This is a genomic window from Pseudomonas sp. LAMO17WK12:I1 (genome assembly GCF_900177315.1).
Classification (GTDB): Bacteria; Pseudomonadota; Gammaproteobacteria; order Pseudomonadales; family Pseudomonadaceae; genus Aquipseudomonas; species Aquipseudomonas marginalis.
Genome location: NZ_FWZV01000001.1, coordinates 351,274 through 371,630, shown reverse-complemented (window position 1 = coordinate 371,630; position 20,357 = coordinate 351,274). Strand labels below are relative to the sequence as shown.

Sequence of the window (20,357 nt, the reverse complement as noted above, 5' to 3'; positions counted from 1 at the left end):
CCTTGCTTTGGTTTCAGGGAAGACACCCATGATTGCTCAGTTGCACAGCGCTGCCGCGCAAATTCGCCATGCCGTGCGTGCGGCCACCGAAGGCCTGGTCGGACGCGAGCAACTGGCCGAGCTGATTGTATTGGCCGCCGTGGCCCAGGAACACATCCTGGTCATCGGGCCACCTGGCACCGCCAAGAGTGCCGTGGTGCGGCGTGTGGCGCAGTCCATGGGCGGGCGTTATTTCGAGTACCTGCTGGGGCGCTTTACCGAACCCTCGGAATTGTTTGGTGCGGTGGACTTGAAGAAACTGCGCGAAGGCACCGTCGAAACCGACGTCAGCGGCATGCTGCCGGAAGCCGATATCGTCTTTCTCGATGAGGTCTTCCTCGGTTCGACCGCCATCCTCAACACCCTGCTGGGCGTGCTTAACGAACGCCGCTTTCGCCGTGGACACACCCAGATCCAATGCCCGCTGCGCGTGTGTGTCGGTGCTGCCAACGGCCTGCCGGACGACGAAGCGCTGGCGGCGTTCGGCGATCGTTTCCTGTTGCACCTGTTTGTCGAGTCGGTGCCGGATAACCAGTTGGAGGCCATGCTCGCGGGTGGCTGGCAGTCGGAACAGCGGCCGGTGCAGCAGTTGCTCGGTTTGACCCAGTTGGACACCCTTGGCCATGCGCTGAAAAGCGTCGATCTAAACACCGTACGTCCGTTACTGGCCCAGGCTATCCGCCGCCTGCGTGAAGCCGGCATTCAGTTATCGGACCGGCGCATCGTCAAGTCTCAACGGCTGATCGCAGCGGCTGCCTTGCTGGGCGGGCGCCTGGAAGCCAGCGATGCCGACCTGTGGCCGCTGCTGTACGTGCTGCCGACCCAGGAAACCCAGCAGCACGGTCGTGAAGTGCTGCGCGACCTGTTTGCCGCCTCCAGCAACCGTCATTTGTTCAGTGCGGTGGAGGAAGCCACCTTGCAGCCGATGTCACGACTCAATCGCCTGTTGGAAACCGCCGAAGATTACCTGGCACGCACCGAACCACCGGCGAGCCCGGCGCTGGAAGGCCTGCTGCGCGAGATTGACGCCAACTTCAACAGCCAGACCCTGCCTGAGCCGTTGCGACAGGTACGCGGGCAATTGGCGCGACTGCTGACGCCCACGCCATGAGTGCAGCGTTGCAGCGATGGACCTGGCGCCCACGGCAGGTGCCGACCGAGCCGCAGGCCGCTGTCGCCTGGGGTGACGCTGCTCGGCTTCTGCACGCGCGCTTGTTACAGCTGCCGGACGAACAGGCTGCGCGACTGCAAGCCACGGCCAGCGGTGAAGTGCTGGTGGTTACCGGCGCCGGTGTTGACCTGCCCTGGGTCGACGGGGTGGCCTACGCCGCACCGGGAGATGTCGCGCCAGGGCTGTGGTTGCCCACCAGTTGGGAGCCGACAGCTGCGGTAGATGTGCTGGGCCAGGCCCTGGCGGCACGCTTCAAACGTTCGCCGTTATTGCTGTGGCGTGAACCGCAGGCCGTGGTGCCGCTGGATCGCTTGCTGCCCGTCAGCCCCGATCATTTGCGGCGAATCGCTGCTCACTGGGGGATGCCCGATGCAACTGCCTGATGCCCTGCAACCCTGGCGGCAGTGGCTGGAATGGTTTGCGCCCCAGCACCTGCCGGTGTTCGCCGATCTGCTGGGCCGTCTCAACCCGCTGCTCGGCCCACTGCGGGGCAGGCAACAAGGCGGTGTGCCGGAGCCTGATGGCCTGGGCGACCTGCAACGCCGTGGCCCCTATGAGCGTCTGCTCTCCAGTGAATGGTTGCTGGCAGAGGAGGTACCCGATGAGTTTCTTCGCCGTGCGGTCGGGGGCGAGCATATGTTCCTCGCGCCCCAGTACCGTGCCCGTGAGGCCAACCGCCTGATAGTGGTGCTGTTCGACGCCGGTCCCTTGCAGTTGGGGGCCGCACGCCTGGTGCATATCGCATTGCTGATGCTGTTGGCGCGGCGTGCCGAAGAGGCGGGCGCCGAGCTGCGTTGGGGGCTGCTGCAAGGTCCGCCGGTGTTGCATGAACTGGATTCGCCTGCACAGATCAAACGTCTGCTTAACGCCCGCACCTATGAAGGGGTGAGCGACAGCCATTGGTATGCCTGGCGCGACTGGATGGCCGCGCAGGATCGTCCTGTGGGTGAATGCTGGATGGTCGGGCAACGCTTGCCGGTCGCCGACGCCAGGCATTGCAGCCACCGGGTCCAGGTCAAGCGCAGCCTGGATGGGCGTAGCCTGTCGTTTGAGCTGCAGGCAAGCCAGACGCGACGGGTGTTGCTGCCGATGCCGCAAGCGCAGCACGCGGTGCAATTGCTCAAAGGGCAGTTCGATCACGAGGTCAAGGCACCGCCCGCCAGCAAGACTGGTGTGGTGCCGCGCGTGGTCCTGACCTTGCCGCCGGTGATCTCAGGCTCCGGCAGCCATGTCGCCCTGCGCATGCTGGACGAAACCGGAATGGTGGTGATCAAGCTGCCGTCGAGGAACCAGAAAAAATCCCTCGAGGTGCGTCGGCGCCTGTGGTCAAGCCACCAACGCGCGTTGAGCATGAGCTTTCACTACCGCAGCCTGGGCGCGGTGCTCAGCAGTGACAACACCTTGAGCTTCTGGAACATACCGGGCATTGCCCCGATCGACAAACCGCCCGCCGAACGACTGCACCTTCCTCCAGGCACCGCGACGTTCCTGCCCTCGGTGTGGTTGCGCAGTCAGAAAAGCGAACGGCTCTACCTGCTGGACAGCAAGGGCCGGCTCGCCTGCTGGCAAGGCGCGGTGCTCCGCGCCCCGGCGCGTGAGGGCTGCGACATCACCGACAATGTCATCGGCCTGGCCCAGGTCGACACCTTGACCCTGGCCTACGCCCGCAGTGAAGGCGGGCAAGTCGTCGTGTATGCGGCTACGGGCGATGGGCTGAGGTCCGGTGGTTACGCGGTGGGTACGGCCAATGGCGTGAGCCAGGTACTGTTTGCAGGCACCGCCTATTGGCGGCAGTACTTTGGCGGCTGTGCACTGCTGACCGATAATCTTGGCAGCCAACGTTGGCGCGTGGTCACCCACGACAGCTTCCCCTCGAAAAAAGCCCAGATCGACCTGGCCCCCGGCTGGAAGGCCATCGGCCTGCACCATGAGGTTGGCCCCCAGGAACTGCACGCGCTGGTACTGCTGGGCCCGAACCAGTACACCGTCGGTTTGTATATCGAAGGGCAGCAGCGTGTGCTGTTCACCACCTCGGCAGCGATTGCGCGGGCAACGTTCTGCCCGATGAGTGGCCTGGTCGCCGTTATCACCAGCGCCCGTGAACTGTTGGTGTATTCGGTGCCCGAGCGTGCCATGCGCCTGCAAGTGCTGTGTAACCAGGTCGCGTTGTTAACTCATGAGCGTGAGCATGCTTGAACAGGACGGAATGCTGATCAGGCGCCCGCTGCTGACGGGGCATCAACACATTGATGGGCTGTGGTTTTCCAGCGACCGCTTGGATTTGCACGAGCGCGCCGGCTTGATCCTCGAATACTGGCAGCCCGGCGCCCGTGCCTACCGCTTTGCCGACGGCGATGTGTTGCAGTTCGCGCGGCCTGAATCGGTGTTGTGCGAAACCCTGGTCGGTTGGCCGCTGGTGCGCCAGGGCCGTGGTTTGTCCTCCGCGTTGCTCGACCCGCAGGAGCTGCGGGCCTTGCCGGCTGCCGACCTATGGCTGGTGCGTGGCAGCCAGGTGCAGGCCTTGCAGTTGCGCGATGCGCAGTTGCTGGCGCCTGGGCAGTGGCTGGATATCAGCGCCTGCACACTGTTGGATACCTTCGACTGCCATGCACCGGTACTGGAACCGGTGCCGCCGCTGCGGGTCACCGATGTGCGTGAGATTCTCGGCGGGGCACTGGGACCCGTCAGCCCGGAGCGGGAAGGGGTGATGCAGGCGCTGATCGAATGTCAGCGCCATGCGCCGAAGAGCCCGCCGGCCAAAGCGACCGCGCCTGGCAACAGCGAGTGGGGCTCACGCGAGCCTGCCGCGTTCCCGGCACTCAAGCTTGGCGCGACCTTGGCGCTGGTGACTGCTGTGCTGTGGATGGCCAACCAGGGTCAGCACGCGCCCTTGACACCCATGCCGACGCTGAGCAGCGACCAGGTTTTTGCGGTGGTCGGCTTGACGTTGGTCGGTGGGCTGTTCTTGACCGGCTTTTTATGGGGCCTGAACCGAGCGCTGCGGCGTGGGCGCACGCCAGTCGCCGGCACGCCAACAGCACCGGTCGCCCCAGGCATCGCTGCGCGCAGCGAACCGCGCCAGCACAAACCCGCCGCATGGCGCCGCTGGCTGACCCGCCTGACCCTGCATTCGCGTTTGTCCACGTTGTATGGCAAGCGTCAGGCTGCTTATGTGCGGCGGATGCTTGAGATGTTCGAGGACGGCAATTTCGAAGAAGCCTTGCGCCATGCCATTCCCTTGAATGGTGAGCAGTCCGGTGACGAGCAGAGCTTTGGAACGCCCCAACGCCGCCAGGACCTGGCCCTGGACCGGCAGAACGGGGCAAGCCGTTCGATGTTCTTCGAAGAGGGGATGACCGAGCACCTGCGCCAGGTCTACCGCCAGACCTATGAGCGCCTGGACCGCGCCGGGCGCATTGAAGAAGCGGTGTTTATCCTCGCCGAGTTGCTCAAGGAGCGACAGCAGGCCCTCGATTACCTGGAAAAACACGCGCGCTATCAACAAGCCGCCGACCTCGCCCTGGCCTGGGATATGCCACCTGGGGTGATCGTACGCCTGTTGTGCCTGGCCGAGAACTGGCAGCGCGCCTTGCTGGTGGCGCGCCGTGACGATGCCTTCGGCGATGCGGTGTTGATGCTCCAGGCCAAATCACCGGAAACCGCCGACCGCCTGCGCCTGGAGTGGGCCGAAGCGTTGATCGCCAAGGGATTGTGGCTGCAAGCGGTCGATGTGATCTGGAGTCTGCCGGCTGAACGCCCACGCGCCGCGCAATGGCTGCTCAATGCCGAAGCGGCCGGTGGGCGCCTGGCCATTGGCGCGTTGGTCAAGCGCGCCATCCTGCTGCCGGACACCCTGGAGGCGTACGGCGAATGGGTCGAAGACGTGCGTGACGACCCCGCGCGCGGCAGCGAGCGCGCCGCCCTGGCCGAGGCATTGCTGGAACATAAAGCCCAATCCTCGGCCCTGGCCTGGCTGGCAGGCGCTACCGTGCACGCGATTCTTGCCGACCAGTTCAGTGGGCACGGGCGTCTGAACTTCAATCAGTTGCAGGCGCTGGTCAAAATGAGTCGGGATAAATTGCTTCAGGCGGACCTGCCGGGCCAGGCGCTGAAACGTCCAGCCGTTGTGTCGCTGGACCGCGTGGGCAGCACGCTGGAGTGGTCCGCACCGGCGGCGGGCAATCGGCCGATCCTGGATGCCGTGCCCCTGCACGATGAGCGTTACCTGTTGGGGCTGGGCGAGGCCGGCGCGATGGTGGTGGATGCGCAGGGCAAGACGCTGTTTCATTTTGCGGTGCCGGCGCAGCAGATTGTCATCGGCCGCAGCCGCCAAGTGGCCTTGGCGCTGACGCGTCGAGACCGGCTGTGGCGTATCAGCAAGCTGGACCTGGTAAGCCGCACGGCCACGGACCTTGGTGTCTTGGCGCTGGACGTATTTGCCAAGGTGTTTGACGGCACTGCCTGGACCGTCGGCCGTGACCGGGAACTGCGGGTGGTGGACGTCGATCGTGGGTTTGAAACGTTATGGCACGTGGGCGATCTACCGGCACGGGTGCATGCCCTCGAGACGGATCAGCACAACGAATACCTCTGGCTGTTGGAAATGGGCGGGATCCTGGCGCTCTGGCATTATCGTTTGCCGGAGCGCCGCTTGATCAGTCGCGACCCTGGAATCGATGTCATAGAAGCGGATTTCGGGCTACCCAGTGCAACCGGTCAGGCGGCGCAATACTTGATCAAGTACGACAGCGAAGGGCCGCCGATCCTCGTCCTGAAGCAGGGTGGGGCGCGCAAGGGCTATCGTTTGCCCGGCAACCTGCGGGAGGAGGAGTGGGATCAAACGGTCTGGCCATTCCTGTTCGAGGACTGGCTGCTGATCCGCTATGGCGTGGAGGAAGAAGAGACCCGTTGGCATTTCATTCATCGCGCCAGCGACCGGCTCTGCGTCAGCCTGCACTGGCCACAAGCGCAAGTCCAGGCGCGGCGCCTGGGGGCGGACTGGCTGTTATTCGATGATCAAGGCCGCTTGAGCCACATCAACCTCGACCACGCCAGCCAGCACAACCTCACCCTGCATTGACCGTTTCCGGCATCAACGTGGCAATCAATGCCCGTATGGTGCCGGGCAGTGCCTCAAGCTCCCTGACCAGAATACTGCGCTCGCGAATCGCCCACGGCTCATCCAGCGTCACCGCCACCAGTTGCATGGTGCGGCTGTGCCGTACGGCGGCGGACTCGGGGATGATGCCGATGCCCACGCCCGCTTCGACCATCCGGCAAATCGCCTCGAAGCTCGACACCTGGATACGCAGGGACAAATGCTTGCCCAGCCGCTCGACGTGTTCACGCAGGAAGCTGAGCAAGGTGCTGCCTTCATGCAGGCCGATATGCTGATAGGCCAGGGTCTGCTCCAGGGTGACCGAGGCTTGACCGGCCAAGGCGTGGCCGACGGGCACCATCAGCACCAGTGTGTCGGTGCTGAAGTGCAGCACCTGCAAACCCGCCGCCTCCACGGGGCCGGCGATGATGCCCATGTCACTGGTGCCATCCAGCACGCCGCGCACGATATCGCGGGATAAGCGCTCCTGCAGGTCGACGGTCACGCCAGGACGTTGGGACAGGAAGCCGGCCAGCACCTCCGGGAGGAACTCGGTGACCGCCGTGGTGTTGGCGAAGATGCGGATATGCCCGGCGGAATCCACGCCGTATTGGGTGAACTCACTCTTGAGGTAATCCACCTGGCGCATGATCAACCGCGCATGGTGCAGCAGCCGTTCACCCGCCGGGGTGATCTCTACGCCACGGCTGTCGCGGTACAGCAGGCGCGTGTCGAGTTGGCCTTCCAGCGCCTTGATCCGCGCACTCGCGGCGGCCGGCGAGAGGAACGCGCGCCTGGCGCCCTGGGTCAGGCTGGGGGATTCGGCGATATGGATAAACAGGCGCAGGTCGGCCAGGTCGAAGTGCATGCAAAACTCCAGGCTTGCGAAGACCTGTGGCGAGGGAGAGCTTGCTCCCGTTGGGGCGCAAAGCGGCCGCAAAAAACCAGGCCTGCTGCGCAGTCCAGCGGGAGCAAGCGCCTTCGCCACAAATGGTACGGGTTGGAATGCGGCGTTCAGCATAACCGAACGCTGGTTTATTGAAATGCAAATTCTCAGAACGGGCCGGCGCTTGCATGATCCGGGGCAGACACTCACTGCCCGAGGACCTGTACCCGATGAGCGCCACTGACTGGATCGGCCAAAGCGAAACCGCCCACGACCACCTGAGCCATAACCTGCTCAAACGCATTGCCGCCACCTTTGGCGAAGCCGTCCCCGAGCAGGGCGCGGACCTGCCGCCGCTGTGGCAGTGGTGCTTCTTCCAGGACCCGCTGCCGGAAAGCGCCCTGGGCGGCGACGGCCACCCGGCCCGTGGCGGCTTCCTGCCGCCGGCGGATAACCGCAATCGCATGTGGGCGGGCGGGCGTATCGAGTTCCTGCACCCGCTGCGGGCCGGCGAGGCGGCCACCCGCGTGTCGACCATCACCCAGGTCGAAGAAAAGACCGGCCGCAGCGGCTCGCTGTTGTTTGTCACCGTGCGTCATGACTATGCCCAGGACGGTCGCCTGGCGATCCGCGAAGAACAGGACATCGTCTACCGCGAGCCGACGCCGCCCAAGCCGGGCAGCGGCGAGGCCCCGGCCCAGGGCGAGTGGCAGGAAACCATCGACCCCACGCCGACCCTGCTGTTTCGCTACAGCGCCGTGACCTTCAACGGTCACCGCATTCACTACGACTACCCCTATGTCACCGGCACCGAAGGCTACGCCGGGTTGGTGGTGCATGGCCCGCTGATCGCGACCTTGAGCCTGCGCGCGTTTTGCCGCGCCCATCCCGAAGCCAGCGTGCGGCGCTTTGCCTATCGCGGCGTGCGCCCGTTGATTGCGCCGCAGCCGTTCGACGTGGGCGGTCGCCTCAGTGAAACCGGGGTGGCGGCGTTGTGGGCCGGGAATACCGATGGCCTGGCGCAGACCGCTGAAGTGCATTTCGAATAAGCCAAGAACAACAGGCGGAGAGCCATGAGATGAACCCGAATGACAACGAAGCACTCAATGCCATCCGCGACGGCGTGCGCGCCTTGTGCGCCGCATTCGACGCGGCCTACTGGCGCCGGATCGACGAAGAAAAGGGCTTCCCCGAAGCCTTCGTCAAGGCGCTGACCGACGCCGGCTGGCTGTCGGCGATGATTCCCGAGGAGTACGGCGGCTCCGGCCTGGGCCTGGCCGAAGCCTCGGTGATCCTCGAGGAGGTGAACCGCTGCGGCGGTAACTCCGGCACCGTGCACGGGCAGATGTACAACATGTTCACCCTGTTGCGTCACGGCAGCGAGGCGCAAAAACGCTTCTACCTGCCCAAGCTCGCCAGTGGCGAATTGCGCCTGCAATCCATGGCCGTCACCGAGCCCACCACCGGCACCGACACCACCAAGATCAAGACCGCCGCGATCAAGCGTGGCGACCAATACGTGATCAACGGCCAGAAAGTCTGGATCTCGCGGGTGCAGCATTCCGACCTGATGATCCTGCTGGCCCGCACCACGCCGTTGGCCGAGGTGAAGAAAAAGTCCGAAGGCATGTCGATCTTCCTGGTCGATCTGCGTGAGGCCATCGGCAACGGCCTGACCGTGCAGCCCATCGCGAACATGGTCAACCACGAGACCAATGAGTTGTTCTTCGACAACCTTGAACTGCCCCTCGATAGCTTGATCGGCGAAGAGGGCAAGGGCTTCAAATACATCCTCGACGGCCTCAATGCCGAACGCACCCTGATCGCCGCCGAATGCATCGGCGACGGCCGCTGGTTTATCGACAAGGCCAGCGCCTACGCCCGCGACCGCGTGGTGTTCGGCCGGCCCATCGGGCAGAACCAGGGCGTGCAGTTTCCGATTGCCGAAGCCCATATCGAAGTCGAAGCGGCCGACCTGATGCGCTGGCGCGCCTGTACGGAATACGACAGCGGCGCGAATGCCGGCGCCAGCGCGAACATGGCCAAGTACCTGGCGGCCAAGGCGTCCTGGGAAGCGGCCAATGCCTGCCTGCAGACCCACGGCGGCTTTGGCTTTGCCTGTGAGTACGACGTGGAGCGCAAATTCCGCGAGACGCGCCTGTACCAGGTGGCGCCGATCTCCACCAACCTGATCCTGTCCTACGTGGCCGAGCACCTGCTCGAGCTGCCACGCAGCTTCTGAGGGCCTGCCCATGAGCCATACCCAAGCCCTGTGTCGGTTCCTGGCCGAGCTGGCCTACGAGCAGTTGCCCGAACCCGTGCTGGCGCGCACCGAAGACCTGTTCCTGGATTGGCTGGCGTCCGCGTTGGCCAGCCAGGGCGCGCACCCGATCCCATTGTTCGAGCGCTATGCCCAGAAGATGGGCCCGAGCAGCGGCCCTGCCCAGGTGATCGTCAATGGCACCGGCAGCAGCGCGTATTTCGCCGCGCTGGTCAACGGCGCCTCGTCCCACCTGGTGGAACAGGATGACCTGCACAACAGCTCGGTGCTGCACCCGGCCACCGTGGTGTTTCCCGCTGCCTTGGCCGCCGCCCAGGACCTCGGTAAATCCGGCCGTGACTTGTTGCTGGCCTCGGTGGCCGGCTACGAGGCCGGGATCCGCATCGGCGAATTCATGGGGCGCTCCCACTACCGCATCTTCCACACCACGGCCACGGTGGGCACCCTGGCGGCGGCCGTGGCGGTGGGCAAGTTGCTGGGTTTCAATCAGGACCAGTTCATCCATCTGCTCGGCAGCGCCGGCACCCAGGCCGCCGGGCTGTGGGAGTTCCTGCGCGATGCCGCCGACTCCAAGCAACTGCACACGGCCAAGGCGGCCGCGGACGGTTTGCTCGCCGCGTACCTGACGGCGGATGGCCTGACCGGTGCGCGCAATATCCTCGAAGGCGACCAGGGTCTGGCGGCGGGCATGTCCACGGATGCCGAGCCGAGCAAGTTGTCGGCTGGCCTTGGCAGCCGTTGGGCGCTGCTGGAGACCTCGTTCAAGTTCCACGCGTCGTGCCGCCATACCCATCCGGCCGCCGATGCGTTGCTGGCGTTGATGCAACGCGAAGGCCTGGAAGCCGTCGATGTCGCCCGTGTGGAAACCCGTGTGCACCAAGGCGCCATCGATGTGCTGGGACGGGTAAGCGTGCCGACCAGCGTGCATCAGGCCAAGTTCTCCATGGGCACCGTGCTGGGGTTGATCGCCGTGCATGGCAAGGCCGGGCCCACCGAGTTCCATGAGTACGCGTTGACCGATCCCGCCGTCGCCGCCTTTCGCGACAGGGTCAGCATGACCCTCGACCCCGAGGTCGATGGCGCCTACCCGCAGCGCTGGCTCGGCCGCGTCACCGTCACCACGGTTGACGGCCGCACCCTGCACGGCGCCATCGACGAACCCAAGGGGGACCCGGGCAACACCCTGAGCCGTGCAGAACTGGCGGATAAATTCCAGCGCCTCGCCCGGTTCAGTAACGCTCGCACACCGGCCCAGGCCGACACATTGATCGCCAAGGTCTGGGATGTGCGCAACGCCGCGTCCATGGCCCACTGGCTCTGAGGAACTGTCATGACTGACCCACGACCGCTGGACGGCATCACCGTTGTCAGCCTGGAACACGCGATTGCCGCGCCCTTTTGCACCCGTCAACTGGCCGACCTCGGCGCCCGCGTGATCAAGATCGAACGCCCCGGTGCCGGTGACTTCGCCCGTGGCTACGATGAGCGCGTGCGTGGCCTGGCCTCGCATTTCGTGTGGACCAACCGCTCCAAGGAAAGCCTCACCCTGGACCTCAAGCAGGACGAAGCCGACGCCATCCTCGACAGCCTGCTGGCCGATGCCGATGTGCTGGTGCAGAACCTTGCACCGGGCGCGGCGGCGCGCATGGGCCTGTCGTTCGAGGCGCTGCATGCACGCTTTCCACGGCTGATCGTCTGCGACATTTCCGGCTATGGCGAAGGCGGGCCCTACGAGAAAAAGAAAGCCTATGACCTGCTGATCCAGAGCGAGGGCGGCTTTCTGTCGGTGACCGGTGGCCCGGGCGACGAACAGATGGCCAAGGCCGGTTGCTCCATCGCCGACATCTCCGCCGGCATGTACGCCTACAGCGGCATCCTTTCCGCGCTGCTGCTGCGCGGCAAGACGGGGCAGGGCAGCCGCATCGACGTGAGCATGCTCGAAAGCCTGGTGGAATGGATGGGCTACCCGATGTACTACGCCTTCGACGGTGCGCCTCCACCCCCGCGTGCCGGCGCGGCGCACTCGACCATCTACCCCTATGGGCCTTTTCCCACCGGTGACGGCGGCACGGTGATGCTCGGTTTGCAGAATGAGCGCGAATGGGCGGCGTTCTGCGACAAGGTCCTGCTCACGCCTGGGCTGGCGACGGATGAGCGCTTCAGCGCCAACTTCAAGCGCTCGGCCAACCGCGAGGCGCTGCGCCAGATCATCGTCGACAGCTTTGCCCAACTGGATGCCGAGGCCGTGATCCAGCGCCTGGAGGACGCGCAGATCGCCAGCGCCCGCGTCAACGATATGCAAGGCGTGTGGGACCACCCGCAGCTCAAGGCCCGCGACAGTTGGCGTGAAGTCGCAAGCCCTGCCGGCCCGCTGCCGTCGCTGCTGCCGCCGGCGCGCAACGGGGCGTTTACCCCGCGCATGGACGCCGTACCGGCGCTGGGGCAGCACAGCCAGGGCATCCTCGAGCAGCTCGGTTACTCCGGCGATGCCATCGACAGCCTGCGTGCGCGCGGCGTTATCTAATAAGGAAGTCCGTTATGCCAAATCCTCTTGTGCGCTCTGCGCTGTTTGTTCCCGGCAGCCGACCGGAACGCTTTGCCAAGGCGCTGGCCAGTGGCGCCGACGCCGTGATCGTGGATTTCGAAGACGCGGTGGAAGAGCCGCTCAAGCGCCAGGCGCGGGATAACCTCGGGGCGTTCCTGCAAAGTCACCCGCAGGCCCGGGTGTGGGTGCGCATCAATGCGCCGGAACATGCCGGGCATTTCGACGATGTGGCGTTTTGCAAAGCCTACGCCAACGTGGCGGGTGTACTCCTGCCGAAAGTGGAAAGTGCGGCCCAGGTGGCGGTGGTCGCCACGGCGGGCAAGCTGATCTGGCCGATTATCGAAAGCGCCCGCGGCTTGCTGGCGCTGGCCGACATCGCCCAGGCGCCGCAGGTCGAACGTCTGTCATTCGGCGGCCTGGACCTGGCGCTGGACCTCAACCTGAGCAGCAACTCCCCGGCCGCGCAGTTCGCCCTCGACCAGGCACGCCTGGCGCTGATCGTGCACTCCCGCGCGGCTGGCCTGGTGGCGCCACTGGATGGCGTGCACCCGGCCATCGACGACCCCGACGGCCTGCGCCGTTCGATCCGGCATGCCTATGAAATGGGCTTTGCCGGCGCGTTGTGTATCCATCCCAGGCAGGTGGCGGTGATCCATGAAGCGTTGGCGCCCAGCGCCGCAGACCTGGCCTGGGCGCAGCGGGTGGTGGACGCCGGGGCGCATGGGGCGGGGGCTTACCAGATTGATGGGCAGATGGTGGATGCGCCGGTGTTGTTGCGGGCGCAGCGGTTGCTCGCACAGTCATAGCTGACGGAGCCGAATCAAATGTGGCCGGGGGAACTGCATTTTTCTTGAGGTTGGTGTTCGGCGTGGCCGAACGCAGGTATCAAAAATTCGAAATTCACTACACGCGTCATATCAGGCACCTTGCCCTACAACACAACAATAAGAAGGTGATTTCCATGCTCAAGCTTTCTCGGGCGCTGTTCTGCGCCGCCACCTTGTTTGCCGCAGGCCTGGCCCAGGCGGCGGACCCGATCGTGATCAAGTTCGCCCACGTGGTCGCTGAAAACACCCCCAAGGGCCAGGGCGCGTTGCTGTTCAAGAAGCTCGCCGAAGAACGCTTGCCGGGCAAAGTCAAGGTCGAGGTGTACCCCAACTCGTCACTGTTCGGTGACGGCAAGGAAATGGAAGCGCTGCTGCTGGGCGACGTGCAGATGCTGGCGCCATCCCTGGCCAAGTTCGAGCAATACACCCGGCAAGTGCAGATCTATGACCTGCCGTTCCTGTTCAACGACCTGGCCGCCGTCGACCGCTTCCAGGCCGCCGAGGGCAAGCAACTGCTGACCTCGATGCAGAACAAGAACATCCTCGGCCTGGCTTATTGGCACAACGGCCTCAAGCAACTCTCCGCCAACAAGGCGCTGCATGAACCCAAGGACGCCCGTGGCCTGAAATTCCGCGTGCAGGCCTCCAGCGTGCTGGAGGAACAGTTCAAGGCGATCCGCGCCAACCCGCGCAAGATGAGCTTTGCCGAGGTGTACCAGGGCTTGCAGACCGGCACCGTGAATGGCACCGAGAACACCTGGTCGAACTATGAAAGCCAGAAGGTCAACGAAGTGCAGAAGTACTTCACCGAATCCAACCATGGCCTGATCGACTACATGGTCATCACCAATGCCACCTTCTGGAACGGCCTGCCGCCGGACATCCGCGGCACCCTGGAGCAGGTCATGGTCGAGGTCACCGTCGAGGTGAACAAACAGGCCGAAGCCCTGAACCAGTCGGCCAGGCAGAAGATCATCGACGCCAGGACCAGCGAAATCATCGAGCTGACCCCCGAGCAACGCCAGCTGTGGCGCGACGCGATGCGCCCGGTATGGCAGAAGTTCGAAGGGGACATCGGGGCTGATCTGATCAAAGCGGCGGATGCCGCCAACCACTAAGGCCGGTTTCCGCCCTGACATCTCATTTTGCTTTCGCGAGGTTTTGCCATGCAAACGCTAAGGCGCGTCTGGGAGCACCTGGAGGAAGGCTTTATTGCCTTCCTGCTGGCGGCCATGACCCTGGTGACATTCGTCTACGTCATGCTCAATAACATCTACACGCTGTTCTTTGCCCTTGCCGACAAGTGGGCCTTCAGCAGCAACTTCTTCAGCGCCCTGGGCGACGGCACCATGACCTGGGCCCAGGACATGACCTGGAGCGTGGCGCTGACCAAGGCCATGTTCGGCTGGCTGATTTTCTTCGGCATTTCCTATGGCGTGCGCACCGCCGGGCACCTGGGGGTGGACGCGCTGGTCAAGCTGACCCGGCGTCCGGTGCAGCGCGTGCTGGGCATGCTCGCCTGCCTGTGCTGCCTGGCCTATGCCGGTCTGTTCATGGTCGCCAGCTACAAGTGGGTCAGCGCGGTGATGACTGCCCATATCGGCGCCGAAGACCTCGATAAGTTCGGCATCGACGTGGGTGACATCGTGATCATCGTGCCCATCGGTTTTGCCCTGGTGTTTATCCGCTACCTGGAAATTTTCTACCGCATCTTTACCCGCCGTCAGGTCGGGTTGGGGCTGGCCGACGAGGCCGGTGAGGCCAGCAAGTTGGCCGGCAGCCATGGGGAGCGTCACTGATGGCCGTGCTCTGTCTGTTCCTGTTGTTGTTCGTGTTCATGTTCCTCGGCGTGCCGATTGCCATCGCGCTGGGTTTGTCGGGCGCGGTGTCGATCCTGATGTTCAGCCCGGACTCGGTCAGTTCCCTGGCGATCAAGCTGTTCGAAACCTCCGACGCCTATACCTTCCTGGCGATCCCGTTCTTCCTGCTCTCCGGTGCGTTCATGACCACCGGCGGCGTGGCGCAGCGGCTGATCGACTTTGCCAACGCCTGTGTCGGGCATATCCGTGGCGGCCTGGCGATTGCGGCGGTACTGGCGTGCATGCTGTTTGCGGCGCTGTCCGGCTCATCCCCGGCGACGGTGGCGGCGGTGGGTTCGATTGCGGTGGCGGGCATGGTGCGCTCCGGTTACCCGAAGGAATTCGGCGCGGGGATCATCTGCAACGCCGGCACCCTGGGCATCCTGATTCCGCCGTCGATCGTGATGGTGGTGTACTCGGCGGCGACGGAAACCTCGGTGGGCAAGCTGTTCATGGCCGGGGTGATCCCGGGCTTGCTGCTGGGCCTGATGCTGATGGTGGCGATCTACATTGTCGCGCGCATCAAGAAGCTGCCGGCCCAGCCACGGGCGACGTTTCGTGAGTGGCTGAGCTGTGCGCGCCGCGCCTTCTGGGGCCTGTTGCTGCTGGTGATCATCCTCGGCGGCATCTACAGCGGCATGTTCACCCCCACCGAAGCGGCGGCGGTGGCGGCCGTGTACTCGGCCTTTGTGGCGTTGTTCGTCTACAAGGACATGAAGCTGCGCGACTGCCCCAAGGTGCTGCTGGAGTCCGGGCGCCTGGCGATCATGCTGATGTTTATCATCGCCAATGCCATGCTCTTCGCCCATGTGCTGACCACCGAGCAGATCCCCCAGGAAATCACCGCCTGGGTGCTGTCCGAGGGCCTCACGCCGATTGGCTTTTTGATCATGGTCAACGTGGTGCTGCTGATCGCCGGCAGCTTCATGGAGCCTTCGGCCATCGTGCTGATCCTGGCGCCGATCTTCTTCCCGATCGCCATGAAGCTGGGCATCGACCCGATTCACCTGGGCATCGTGATGGTGGTCAATATGGAAATCGGCCTGGTGCACCCACCGGTGGGGCTGAACCTGTTCGTGACCTCGGCGGTGACCGGGTTGACGCTGGGGCAGACCATTCGTGCGGCGTTGCCGTGGCTGATGATCCTGTTGGTGTTCCTGATCATGGTCACGTACTTGCCGTTTATCTCGCTGGCCTTGCCGCATTGGCTGGGGATGTAGCGCGGGTCAACAGGTGGGAGGGGGCCAGTCGAATCGTCGCACCGGCCCCTCCACCGTTAGTGGTCCAGCGCACTCAAGATTGCATGGGCGACCTTTACCCGTTCGGCATTCGGGTAGTTCTTGTTCGCCAATATCACCACGCCCACTCCCTTGCTCGGCACGTACGCCACGTAGGCGCCAAACCCATTGGTGGAGCCGGTCTTGTTCACCAGGGTGTCGGCGTGGGGCGCCTGGGGCGGGGTCAGCCAGTTGACCGCGTGCGGTTCCATTGCCATGGGGGTGGAGTTGCCGGCCATCAACCCATCGAGCGGGATGGGGTAGGGGTACATTTCCCAACCCAGGCCCTGGGTCATGCCGTCCACGTTGTAGTAACCCGTGTGAGTCACGCTGATCGCCTGCTGCAGGGTTTTATCCAGCGTCGCCGGATGCATGTTCGCGTCAACGTACTTCAGCAAGTCCGCAGCGCTGGTCTTGATGCCGTAGGCCTCGCTGTCCAGGGCGCCGGGGCCGACGCGTACCGGTTTGCCATCTTTGCCATAGCCCTGGGCGTACAGGCTCATCTGGCTCTGCGGCACCTTGATGAAGGTGTGCTTGAGCCCGAGCGCGGGCAACAGGGTCTTTTCCATCGCCTGATCGAACGGCTGCTTGAGGCTCTGCGCCGCCAGGTAGCCGAACAACCCCAGGCTCGGGTTGGAATACAGGCGCTGGGTGCCAGGGGCGAAGTCGGGTTGCCACTGCTGGAAGTAGCTGATCATGCGCTGGCTGTTATCCGCGTTGGCGGGGAATTGCAGGGGCAAGCCGCCGGCGGTGTAGGTGCCGAGGTTGAGCACGCTGATGTGGTCGAACTTGCCGCCGCCCAGTGCCGGCAGGTAATGGCTGGCCGGGTCGGAAAGCGTGAGTTTGCCGCTGGCTACCGCGTAACCGGCCAGGGTCGCGGTGAAGGTCTTGCTCACTGAGCCCACTTCGAACAGGGTGTTTTCGCTGACCGGCTGGCGAGTGTCGGTGGCGGCGACGCCGTAGTTAAAGTATTGCGCCTTGCCGGCCCGCACCACGCCGACCACCAGGCCGTTAATCGACTGCTGCTGCATCAGCGGTTTTACATTGGCATCCACCACCGCCTGCAGGTCGGTGGCCGCCAGGCAGTTGCCGGCGGCGATAAACACCGCGAGGGCGGTGAAATTACGCACGCCAGACAGTAAATGTTGGGGCATGATAACGCTTCCATGAGAATGATCGATTGAATGAAGAGCCTGCGCGGGCGAGGCAAATGTAGGCCGTTCGCCGGCCCTGGGCAAACGATGATATCTCGCAGTAGCCATTAGAAATATTGGGGTCAATATGCTCCGCTCCCACTTACCGTTGAACGCCTTGCGCGCCTTCGAAGCGGCCGCCCGACATTTGAGTTTTACCCGCGCCGCCATCGAGTTATGCGTGACCCAGGCGGCGGTCAGCCATCAGGTCAAGAGCCTGGAGGCGCAGCTCACTGTCACCTTGTTCAAGCGCCTGCCCCGCGGGTTGATGCTCACCCGCGAGGGCGAAACCCTGCTGCCGGTGGTGCGCGAGTCGTTCGACCGTATTGCCCACACCTTGGGTCAGTTCGAGGGCGGGCATTACCGCGAGGTACTCACCGTGGGCGCGGTCGGCACCTTTGCCGTCGGCTGGCTGCTGCCACGTCTGCCGGACTTCCAGAGCCGCTACCCGTTCATCGACCTGCGCCTGTCCACCCACAACAACCGCGTCGACGTGGCTGCCGAAGGCCTGGATTACGCGATCCGTTTCGGTGCCGGTGCCTGGCACGGCACGGATGCGCTGGAGTTGCTGGAAGCGCCGCTGACGGTGCTGTGTGTGCCGTCACTCGCCGCGCAGTTGCACACGCCGGCCGACCTGTTGAAACACACGCTATTGCGCTCCTACCGCGCGAATGAGTGGAGCCTGTGGCTTCAGGCCGCCGGGCTGCCCGCCGACACCCTGGTACCGCGCAGCATCGTGTTCGACTCGTCGCTGGCGATGATGGAGGCGGCGCTGCAAGGCAGCGGCGTGGCGCTGGCGCCGGCGATGATGTTCTCGCGGCAACTGGAGAGTGATGTGATTCGCCAGCCCTTCGACGTCGGCATCAGCACCGGCAGCTACTGGCTGACGCGCCTGCAGTCGCGGGCCGAGACCTCGGCCATGCAGGCCTTCAAGGCGTGGTTGCTGGAGGAGAGTGGGCGGGTCTGAGTTTATTTTTGAAACATAATGAAACATTTGCTCAGGACCGGCGTTCTACCGCTACACCTGCACTGAGTTATTCCATGAAAATACCGCGCCCCTCCGCTCGCATGCCACACCTCACCCAACTGCGTAATTTGAAGATGGCACGCTCCGCCCACGCGTATGTGCGCGGCAGCACCGTGCAATTCTACGAGTGGCTGCACAGCCAGATGGGCAGGCGTCTGCCTCAAGGCCCGGCGATCTGGATCTGCGGCGACTGCCACGCGGGCAACCTGGGGCCTACCGGCGACAACAAGGGCCGCATCGATATGCATATCCGCGACCTTGACCAGGCCGTGATCGGCAACCCGGCCCACGACCTGGTGCGCCTGGCGCTGTCCCTGGCCACCGCCGCGCGCGGTTCGGACCTGCCGGGCGTGACCACCGCGCGCATGCTTGAAGAAATGATGGTGGGCTATGAACAGGCGTTCAAGGACAAGCCCGACGAGGTACCGCCGCGTCCGTCCCAGGTCAAGGCGGGGATGCGCAGCGCCGTCGAGCGCACCTGGAAAAGCCTGGCCCGTGAGCGCATCGACAACGTGCGGCCGACGATCCCGCTGGGCAAGCATTTCTGGTCGCTGTCGCGGGCAGAAAAAAGTGCGCTGGAAAGCGTCTGCGCGTCGGATGACATCCATCAGTTGGTCACCTCGCTCAAGGGCCGCCCCAAGGACGCCAAGGTCCAACTGCTGGATTCGGCTTACTGGGTCAAGGGCTGCAGCTCCCTCGGCCTGCTGCGCTACGCCGTATTGCTGGGGGTGGGCGACAAGGACGATGAGGAATACTGCCTGATCGATATCAAGGAAGCCGTCGGCGCCGCCGCACCGCGCGCGGCACGGGCGAAGATGCCCAGGGACAACGGCCGCCGAGTGGTGGAGGGCGCCCGCCAGCTGTCGCCGGGCCTGGGTGAACGCATGGTGGCGACACGGTTTCTGGACCATGGCTTTTTCATCCGCGAACTGTTGCCCCAGGACATGAAGCTGGAACTGGACGAACTGAGTGAACTCGATGCCATGCACGCCGCCGGTTACCTGGCGCGCGTGGTCGGTATCGCCCATGCCCGGCAGATGGACCGGGCGACGCGCAAGGGCTGGATGGCGGTGCTGCAGGAAAACCGCTCCAGGCAATTGGATGCGCCATCGTGGTTATGGACCAGCGTGGTGCAGTTGGTGGGCAGTCATGAGCAGGGCTACCTCAACCATTGCCGCCGGTATGCGCTGGAACACTGAGCTGGAATGCGGTGACGATCAATGTGGGAGGGGGCTTGCCCCCTCCCACATTTGGACTGCACTTAGGCCAGGTATTTGTGGAACCAACCGAGTGTCCTTTCCCATGCCAGATTCGCCGCGGCCTCGTCATAACGCGGTGTCGAATCGTTATGGAAGCCATGGTTGGCGCCCTTGTAGATGTACGCTTCATAAGTCGTGCCGGCGGCCTTCAGGGCCTTTTCATACGCCGGCCACCCCTCGTTGATCCGCGTATCCAGCTCGCCGTAATGCAGCATGATCGGCGCCTTGATATGCGGCACGTCCTTGGCTTCCGGCTGGCGCCCATAGAACGACACCGCCGCGCCCAGTTCCGGGTAAGCCACCGCCGCCGCATTGGTCACGCCGCCGCCATAGCAGAAGCCGGTGATGCCGACCTTGCCGGTGCTGCTGTCGTGGTGCATCAGCCATTCGATGGCGGCGAAGAAGTCGTTCATCAGCTTGGTCGGGTCGACTGTCTGTTGCAGCGCCACGCCTTTTTCATCGTTGCCGGGATAGCCGCCCACCGAGGTCAGGCCGTCCGGCGCGAGGGCGATAAACCCGGCTTTGGCCAGGCGCCGGGCTACGTCTTCGATGTAGGGGTTGAGGCCACGGTTTTCGTGGACCACCACCACGGCCGGCAGCTTGCCGGTGGCCTTGGCCGGGCGCACCAGGTAGCCACGCACGGTGCCGTTGCCCTTGGGCGAGGGGTAGGTGATGTAGTCGGCAACGATGTCCGGGTCGGTGAATTTCACCTGTTCGGCCAGGGCATAGTTGGGGCTCAGGGCCGCCAGCAGGGCCGAGGCGGTCAGGCCGCCAAAGGTGAACAGCGCCGCGCGGTCGAGAAATTCGCGGCGGTTGAGCTTGCCGTGGGCGTAGCCGTCGTAGAGTTCCAGCAGTTCGGGGGCAAAGTCTTTCGCGGTGAGACGAGTCATCGGTT

Annotated in this window: 17 protein-coding genes; 14 read left to right on the top strand and 3 right to left on the bottom strand. The window is 64.3% G+C overall.

Annotated features, from left to right (window positions below; all coding sequences use genetic code 11):
• Positions 1-28 precede the first annotated feature (28 nt).
• From B9N88_RS01705 to B9N88_RS01690, 4 genes are read left to right on the top strand one after another with little or no spacing between them, the layout of a single operon-like run.
• Positions 29-1,150, top strand: a complete 1,122-nt coding sequence (locus tag B9N88_RS01705; protein WP_027608540.1) for an AAA family ATPase — start codon at positions 29-31, stop codon at positions 1,148-1,150.
• Positions 1,147-1,593 carry a bpX5 domain-containing protein gene (locus tag B9N88_RS01700; RefSeq protein ID WP_027608539.1) on the top strand — a complete coding sequence of 149 codons (447 nt, stop codon included), beginning with the start codon at positions 1,147-1,149 and terminating at the stop codon, positions 1,591-1,593. The genes B9N88_RS01705 and B9N88_RS01700 overlap by 4 nt, the downstream gene beginning before the upstream one ends.
• On the top strand, positions 1,580-3,406 hold the full coding sequence (locus B9N88_RS01695) for a hypothetical protein (protein WP_027608538.1): 1,827 nt from the start codon (positions 1,580-1,582) through the stop codon (positions 3,404-3,406). Before B9N88_RS01700 ends, B9N88_RS01695 begins: the two co-directional genes overlap by 14 nt.
• A complete protein-coding gene (locus B9N88_RS01690) occupies positions 3,399-6,290 on the top strand; it encodes a bpX6 domain-containing protein (protein ID WP_027608537.1) in 2,892 nt (963 codons plus the stop codon). The genes B9N88_RS01695 and B9N88_RS01690 overlap by 8 nt, the downstream gene beginning before the upstream one ends.
• Here B9N88_RS01690 and B9N88_RS01685 read toward each other — a convergent pair.
• Positions 6,277-7,176 carry a LysR family transcriptional regulator gene (locus B9N88_RS01685; protein WP_027608536.1) on the bottom strand — a complete coding sequence of 300 codons (900 nt, stop codon included), beginning with the start codon at positions 7,174-7,176 and terminating at the stop codon, positions 6,277-6,279. The two genes, B9N88_RS01690 and B9N88_RS01685, sit on opposite strands and share 14 nt — an antisense overlap.
• Positions 7,177-7,424: 248 nt before the next feature.
• Here B9N88_RS01685 and B9N88_RS01680 point away from each other — a divergent pair, with 248 nt between their 5' ends.
• The 8 genes from B9N88_RS01680 (at position 7,425) to dctM (ending at position 15,926) form a co-directional block, all read left to right on the top strand.
• Positions 7,425-8,243, top strand: a complete 819-nt coding sequence (locus tag B9N88_RS01680) for an HTD2 family dehydratase (RefSeq protein ID WP_027608535.1) — start codon at positions 7,425-7,427, stop codon at positions 8,241-8,243.
• 29 nt (positions 8,244-8,272) lie between these two features.
• The gene (locus tag B9N88_RS01675) at positions 8,273-9,436 is read left to right on the top strand and encodes an acyl-CoA dehydrogenase family protein (RefSeq protein WP_027608534.1); all 1,164 of its coding nucleotides are present in this window, start codon (positions 8,273-8,275) and stop codon (positions 9,434-9,436) included.
• A 10-nt stretch (positions 9,437-9,446) separates the two neighbouring features.
• Positions 9,447-10,796 (top strand): MmgE/PrpD family protein, encoded by a 1,350-nt coding sequence (locus tag B9N88_RS01670; protein ID WP_027608533.1) that lies wholly within the window; start codon positions 9,447-9,449, stop codon positions 10,794-10,796.
• Positions 10,797-10,805: 9 nt separating this feature from the next.
• Positions 10,806-11,999, top strand: coding sequence for a CaiB/BaiF CoA transferase family protein (locus tag B9N88_RS01665; protein ID WP_027608532.1), 1,194 nt, complete (start codon positions 10,806-10,808; stop codon positions 11,997-11,999).
• Positions 12,000-12,013: 14 nt separating this feature from the next.
• Positions 12,014-12,826, top strand: a complete 813-nt coding sequence (locus B9N88_RS01660; protein WP_027608531.1) for an HpcH/HpaI aldolase/citrate lyase family protein — start codon at positions 12,014-12,016, stop codon at positions 12,824-12,826.
• Between the two features lie 155 nt (positions 12,827-12,981).
• A complete protein-coding gene (locus tag B9N88_RS01655) occupies positions 12,982-13,965 on the top strand; it encodes a TRAP transporter substrate-binding protein (RefSeq protein ID WP_027608530.1) in 984 nt (327 codons plus the stop codon).
• A 48-nt stretch (positions 13,966-14,013) separates the two neighbouring features.
• Complete coding sequence (locus B9N88_RS01650) at positions 14,014-14,646, top strand: TRAP transporter small permease (RefSeq protein ID WP_027608529.1); 633 nt, start codon at positions 14,014-14,016, stop codon at positions 14,644-14,646.
• Positions 14,646-15,926, top strand: coding sequence for a C4-dicarboxylate TRAP transporter large permease protein DctM (gene dctM, locus B9N88_RS01645; protein WP_027608528.1), 1,281 nt, complete (start codon positions 14,646-14,648; stop codon positions 15,924-15,926). Before B9N88_RS01650 ends, dctM begins: the two co-directional genes overlap by 1 nt.
• 56 nt (positions 15,927-15,982) lie before the next feature.
• Here dctM and ampC read toward each other — a convergent pair whose 3' ends face one another.
• A complete protein-coding gene (ampC, locus tag B9N88_RS01640) occupies positions 15,983-17,137 on the bottom strand; it encodes a class C beta-lactamase (protein ID WP_027608527.1) in 1,155 nt (384 codons plus the stop codon).
• Between the two features lie 127 nt (positions 17,138-17,264).
• Here ampC and B9N88_RS01635 point away from each other — a divergent pair, with 127 nt between their 5' ends.
• Both B9N88_RS01635 and B9N88_RS01630 read left to right on the top strand, forming a co-directional pair.
• Complete coding sequence (locus B9N88_RS01635; protein WP_027608526.1) at positions 17,265-18,143, top strand: LysR family transcriptional regulator; 879 nt, start codon at positions 17,265-17,267, stop codon at positions 18,141-18,143.
• Positions 18,144-18,217: 74 nt separating this feature from the next.
• On the top strand, positions 18,218-19,402 hold the full coding sequence (locus B9N88_RS01630) for a DUF2252 family protein (RefSeq protein WP_027608525.1): 1,185 nt from the start codon (positions 18,218-18,220) through the stop codon (positions 19,400-19,402).
• 62 nt (positions 19,403-19,464) lie between these two features.
• Here the strand turns inward: B9N88_RS01630 and yghX are convergent, their stop codons facing one another.
• Entirely contained in the window at positions 19,465-20,352 is an 888-nt protein-coding gene (gene yghX / locus B9N88_RS01625) for a YghX family hydrolase (RefSeq protein WP_027608524.1), read from the bottom strand.
• Between the last annotated feature and the right edge of the window lie 5 nt (positions 20,353-20,357).

What these genes read in the sequence shown, in the direction of transcription:
- B9N88_RS01680 (WP_027608535.1), top strand. Translation starts at nt 7,425, where the DNA reads ATGAGCGCCACTGACTGGATCGGCCAAAGCGAAACCGCCCACGACCAC.
- B9N88_RS01650 (WP_027608529.1), top strand. Translation starts at nt 14,014, where the DNA reads ATGCAAACGCTAAGGCGCGTCTGGGAGCACCTGGAGGAAGGCTTTATT.
- dctM (WP_027608528.1), top strand. Translation starts at nt 14,646, where the DNA reads ATGGCCGTGCTCTGTCTGTTCCTGTTGTTGTTCGTGTTCATGTTCCTC.
- ampC (WP_027608527.1), bottom strand. Translation starts at nt 17,137, where the DNA reads ATGCCCCAACATTTACTGTCTGGCGTGCGTAATTTCACCGCCCTCGCG.
- yghX (WP_027608524.1), bottom strand. Translation starts at nt 20,352, where the DNA reads ATGACTCGTCTCACCGCGAAAGACTTTGCCCCCGAACTGCTGGAACTC.
- B9N88_RS01635 (WP_027608526.1), top strand. Translation starts at nt 17,265, where the DNA reads ATGCTCCGCTCCCACTTACCGTTGAACGCCTTGCGCGCCTTCGAAGCG.
- B9N88_RS01695 (WP_027608538.1), top strand. Translation starts at nt 1,580, where the DNA reads ATGCAACTGCCTGATGCCCTGCAACCCTGGCGGCAGTGGCTGGAATGG.
- B9N88_RS01665 (WP_027608532.1), top strand. Translation starts at nt 10,806, where the DNA reads ATGACTGACCCACGACCGCTGGACGGCATCACCGTTGTCAGCCTGGAA.
- B9N88_RS01630 (WP_027608525.1), top strand. Translation starts at nt 18,218, where the DNA reads ATGAAAATACCGCGCCCCTCCGCTCGCATGCCACACCTCACCCAACTG.
- B9N88_RS01690 (WP_027608537.1), top strand. Translation starts at nt 3,399, where the DNA reads ATGCTTGAACAGGACGGAATGCTGATCAGGCGCCCGCTGCTGACGGGG.
- B9N88_RS01660 (WP_027608531.1), top strand. Translation starts at nt 12,014, where the DNA reads ATGCCAAATCCTCTTGTGCGCTCTGCGCTGTTTGTTCCCGGCAGCCGA.
- B9N88_RS01670 (WP_027608533.1), top strand. Translation starts at nt 9,447, where the DNA reads ATGAGCCATACCCAAGCCCTGTGTCGGTTCCTGGCCGAGCTGGCCTAC.
- B9N88_RS01700 (WP_027608539.1), top strand. Translation starts at nt 1,147, where the DNA reads ATGAGTGCAGCGTTGCAGCGATGGACCTGGCGCCCACGGCAGGTGCCG.
- B9N88_RS01655 (WP_027608530.1), top strand. Translation starts at nt 12,982, where the DNA reads ATGCTCAAGCTTTCTCGGGCGCTGTTCTGCGCCGCCACCTTGTTTGCC.
- B9N88_RS01675 (WP_027608534.1), top strand. Translation starts at nt 8,273, where the DNA reads ATGAACCCGAATGACAACGAAGCACTCAATGCCATCCGCGACGGCGTG.
- B9N88_RS01705 (WP_027608540.1), top strand. Translation starts at nt 29, where the DNA reads ATGATTGCTCAGTTGCACAGCGCTGCCGCGCAAATTCGCCATGCCGTG.
- B9N88_RS01685 (WP_027608536.1), bottom strand. Translation starts at nt 7,176, where the DNA reads ATGCACTTCGACCTGGCCGACCTGCGCCTGTTTATCCATATCGCCGAA.